Origin of the sequence: uncultured Dialister sp. (assembly GCF_937959425.1) — a bacterium.
Taxonomy (GTDB): domain Bacteria; phylum Bacillota; class Negativicutes; order Veillonellales; family Dialisteraceae; genus Dialister.
The window spans coordinates 1-4,121 of the sequence record NZ_CALGPS010000220.1 but is presented as its reverse complement, the minus strand read 5'-3'; the positions used below and the strand labels follow the sequence as shown (position 1 = coordinate 4,121).

General features: G+C 53.3%; 4 protein-coding genes. 1 reads left to right on the top strand and 3 read right to left on the bottom strand.

Translation table 11 applies throughout. The features are described 5' to 3' along the window. Positions 1 to 341: 341 nt before the first annotated feature. The 3 genes from Q0482_RS09310 to Q0482_RS09300 all read right to left on the bottom strand — a co-directional run bounded on the left by Q0482_RS09310 (position 342) and on the right by Q0482_RS09300 (position 2,707). Positions 342 to 1,370, bottom strand: coding sequence for an NAD/NADP octopine/nopaline dehydrogenase family protein (locus Q0482_RS09310; protein ID WP_299145718.1), 1,029 nt, complete (start codon positions 1,368 to 1,370; stop codon positions 342 to 344). A gap of 133 nt (positions 1,371 to 1,503) precedes the next feature. Next, positions 1,504 to 1,917 (bottom strand): peptide deformylase, encoded by a 414-nt coding sequence (locus Q0482_RS09305; protein ID WP_299145716.1) that lies wholly within the window; start codon positions 1,915 to 1,917, stop codon positions 1,504 to 1,506. Between the two features lie 289 nt (positions 1,918 to 2,206). Next, positions 2,207 to 2,707, bottom strand: a complete 501-nt coding sequence (locus Q0482_RS09300) for a YbjN domain-containing protein (RefSeq protein WP_299145714.1) — start codon at positions 2,705 to 2,707, stop codon at positions 2,207 to 2,209. Between the two features lie 512 nt (positions 2,708 to 3,219). On the opposite strand from Q0482_RS09300, the gene Q0482_RS09295 reads away from it, so the two are divergent. Beyond that, positions 3,220 to 3,957, top strand: a complete 738-nt coding sequence (locus tag Q0482_RS09295; protein WP_291054500.1) for a sulfite exporter TauE/SafE family protein — start codon at positions 3,220 to 3,222, stop codon at positions 3,955 to 3,957. The last annotated feature ends 164 nt before the right edge of the window (positions 3,958 to 4,121 follow it).

Here is a 4,121-nt window from a genome sequence, read left to right as displayed (position 1 = left end):
GGAATGGGGAATGGGGAATGGGGGTGGAGGCCTTTGGCCGCTATCCGCTGTCAGCTGTCCGCTAGGCAGTATTTCCGAACGTGGGGAGACGTCAGACTGTCAGACGGAAGACATCAGACGTCAGACATACGGTATTCCCTAGGGTGCAGGGCACGTTGATACTCTACATTGGTATGGACACCGCCGAAAGGCGGTTATATACTTATTGCCGCGCAGCGGCAATCCACCACCCTCAGCCCCGCAGGGGCTGTCAAACCTAAGAACCCTCCGGCCGACAGGCCGGTCAAACTTAAGAACCTTCCCCCCTGAACCCGCTGAACCCGGGACGCGCAGCGTCCCCTTTATTTCAAACTCTTAATGACCCGGAGATCCTGGGGCGTCAGGAAGGGCTGGTAGGTCTTTCCCAGGTACAGGGACAGGGTATCCACCAGGCTTCTGATATGAGGCGCGTCTACGTGCATCATATCGGAGAGATCCCGAAGGCTGCCCATGCCGCAGGGAAGGTCTTCTGCCAGATAGCGGCCTTTGAGGTCAGCGGGACCCATGACGGTTTTGTAGGATTCGTTTTCTGTGAGGGCTTCGTACAGGTTTTCCTTCTTTTCACCCCAGGAGGCATTCAGTACGTCCAGAAGGGAAGAGAGGGAAAGGCCCAGGGCTTTTCCTATGGCAATCCGTTCTGCGTCGCAGGCTTCCATATAGGCAGCCACTCTCTTGGTGAGGGGCGCGCCGAAGAAATGGAAGGATTCCCCGTTTTCAATGCGGGTGACATTGAAGAGGCAGGCGGTGACGTGGATGATGGGATTGGTGGCGGAAAGGGAGGTGGAGGCGGGAGAGGCCACCCGGCTCACCTTGGGCGCCATGAGATGGAGCAGGGTGCTGAGTTCTCCTTCTTCTCCCAGGCAGGAATAGCCGATTTCTTCTTTGATGGCTTTGAAATCCAGTGTTTTATAATCCGCCGACAGACGGGCAATGAAGGGCATGTTGGCGGTTTCCGCAATGGTGATGGAAGGCACGTTCTGCATGCGGGACAGCAGGCGGCAGGCCTTGATGGCGCCCCAGCAGCCGTTCATGAAAAGCAGGCACTGCCCGTCACGAAGGAAGGGGGCGATTTCCTCCACCACCGCTTCGTGGTCTGTGGCGTGGGTGCACACCATGAGGATGTCTGCGCCGTCCACCGCCTTCTTCAGGTCATTGGTGAAGGGCACGTAGAGAGACGTATCGATTTTTCCCCGTACCGTGAGGGGCGACTGGTTCCAGCAGGCCGCCTTGATACGGTTTCGCACATACACCTGGCAGGGCACATTTTTCAGATTAAAATAAGCGGCTCCGGCCAGTGCGGTGCTTCCGGCGCCGATGATGGAAATTTTCATGGTTCCTCCTAGAGTTCCGGCAAATGATTCTCCGGATGGTCCCTTTTATTATACTATTTATAAGCATGACCTGCCTTGGAAATTTAGTGAAATATGATGGAAATAAAAAAACGCAGCGCTGGGCTGCGTTTCTTTATATCAATATTCCCTGCAGGTGGTCCATTTCATGCTGGATGATTTCTGCTGTCCATCCGTCGAACCGTTTTTTCTTTTTATGGAAATCCTCATCCTCATAGCGGACTTCGATCCAGTCATAGCGGCGGCAGGGGCGGCGGCCGGAGAGGGAGAGACAGCCCTCCTCTGCGTCGTAAGCGGACGGAGAGGTTTTCACCAGCACCGGGTTATACATAAGGATACTGCGGCTGCCGTCTTTGATGGCAATGATGGCCTTCGTGCTGCCAATCATGTTGGCCGCCAGGCCTACGCAGGTATCACTGTGGGCGGCCAGGGTATCCAGAAGGTCCCTGCCTGCTGCAGCATCCTTCCGGCTGGCCTTTTCCGCCTTCCGCTGAAGGAAGAGGATATCTTTGACGATAGGACGAATCATGAAAATGCTCCTTTGGTATTGAGTGACATTTGTGGTGGTGATGGCCTAAGCAGGAGGGGGGCGCCTTTGGCGCCCGGGTTCAAGCCGCCATCGGGCTGCGCCCTGGGCGGCTCAGGTTCCGCCCACAGAGCGGGCTGGTTCAGAGGGAGTTATGTATGCCGCCTGCGGCGGCAATCCGCAGCCCTTGGGCCCCAAGGGCCCATCAAACTTAAGAACCCTCAGGCCCATCAGGGCCTGTCAAACTTCAGAACCTTTTGCGCCCAAAAGGCGCGGGCCGCTCCGCGGCCCTTTACAGCGTAAATCCGTTGGTCTGGTCTCCCGGCTTGTCCAGACGGCGGGCGATGTCGTCGTAGGACTGGGAGAGCTGGTATACCACGATGTCCAGGGTGGTGCGGATCACTTCGGCGTCGAAGTTTTCCACCCGGCTGGTGAAGGTCACGTCCAGGAATACATTTTCATCGGAGCTGATGGTGTATTTCAGGATGGCATGGTGGGCGTTCAGGTCGTTCAGGAAGGTAAGGAAGGTCTTTCTGGCGGGGCCTTTGGGGGCGGTGCCCAGATGGACGCGAAGGAGGGTGTACATGCTGTTGTCGGTAATCACCGCAGCCACCAGCTTGTGGTGCTCTCCGGCGGGGATGGCGGTCATGAAGACCACGGTGTCGTAGGAATCATGGCTGTCCTGGCGGCGGAAGAAGTTCAGGCCTTCCTTCTTCATGTATTTTTCAAATAAATCGGCTTTCCTGTTTTTCGTATGATTTCCCTGGGGAAATGGAATGGTATTGTCAGACATAGGTTACCTTTCTCAGCGGATAGGCTGGATGAACAGAATAAGTATAATGATATGTTTATTATACAGGAAACAGGGAGAATAGGAAACGGGCAGGCAGGAAATCGGGATTTCTGGAATCCTGTCAAGAGGTACCGAAGGCCTTTTATGCCCATATAGAGAAATTCTATAGCAGGCTTGGAGAAAGACAGGAAAATAGAGTAAGAGTCAACTTTTTTATGTACCGGAGATAAGGGTTGACTTCCGGAAGGCCCATAAAATCTGCTATGCGGATAAAGCATATACAAGCTCCATTATGATTTTATGTAAAGAAGAATTGGAAAGCCATATATCTAATTATGCGATGGAAGAGCATAATTTCGATGATATAATTAGATAGGCTTATACGGATTGAGGAAAGAGGCTTTTTGTGCAAAAACCGGGGTTATAATAGCTTCAACAAAGATAACACCGGGGTTCCCTTAAGGAGAGAGATCCCGAAGAAAACAGAAATTTTTAGAAATGTGGTGATTTGTATGGACTTGATGATGCTTCCTGAATTTGTAAAATTTGCCCTCTTTATGGCAGCCGTTTTTATTTCCAATATTGTGCAGGCCCTGACCGGTTTTGCGGGGGTCATGCTTTCCATTCCGCCCACCATCCTCCTCTACGGGCCGGATATGGCCAAGGCGGTCATTAATGTGATCTGCTGGCTGGTGTGCGCCCTGCTTATGTTCCAGAACCGGAAATATATCAATCCGAAGGAATTGCTCCGCATTGTGGTCTTCATGCTGGTAGGCATGGCCATCGGCATCCACCTCTATAATGTGGTGAACCCCCACATCCTGGTACCCCTCTACGGTGCCATCATCGTAGGTGTGGCTCTGAAGAACCTGATTTTCAAACAGTCTGCTTCTGCCCTGCCGAACTGGATCGCCATCCCCGTCCTTCTTGGCGCCGGCATTATCCACGGCATGTTTGCCTCCGGCGGCGCCCTGCTGGTGGTATACCTGGTAGCCACCTTCCGGGACAAGGATTCCTTCCGTGCCAACGTGGCTTCCGTATGGACCATCCTGAACCTGGTGCTCATGTTCAATGACTACCAGAAAGGCCTTTACAACACGGAATTCTTCGAACTCCTGGCGCTGGGCGTCATTCCTCTGGTTATTGCCATTTACCTGGGAAATAAAATCCACGATATGATCAACCAGAAAATGTTCAACCGCGTCACCTACTGCCTCCTCCTGGCAGCAGGCAGCATGATCCTCATCTGAATGAAATCAAAAGGGGGTTGTGAAAAAATGTAAATCATTTTTTCACAGCCCCCTTTTGATTTCAGCTGCCGCAGGCAGCTGACCCCTTCCGGCTCGCTGCGCTCGCCAGCCACCCCTGAAACAGGGGTGGGCAAGGGATGTAGTGACGCGGTTCCTTTTCCCTC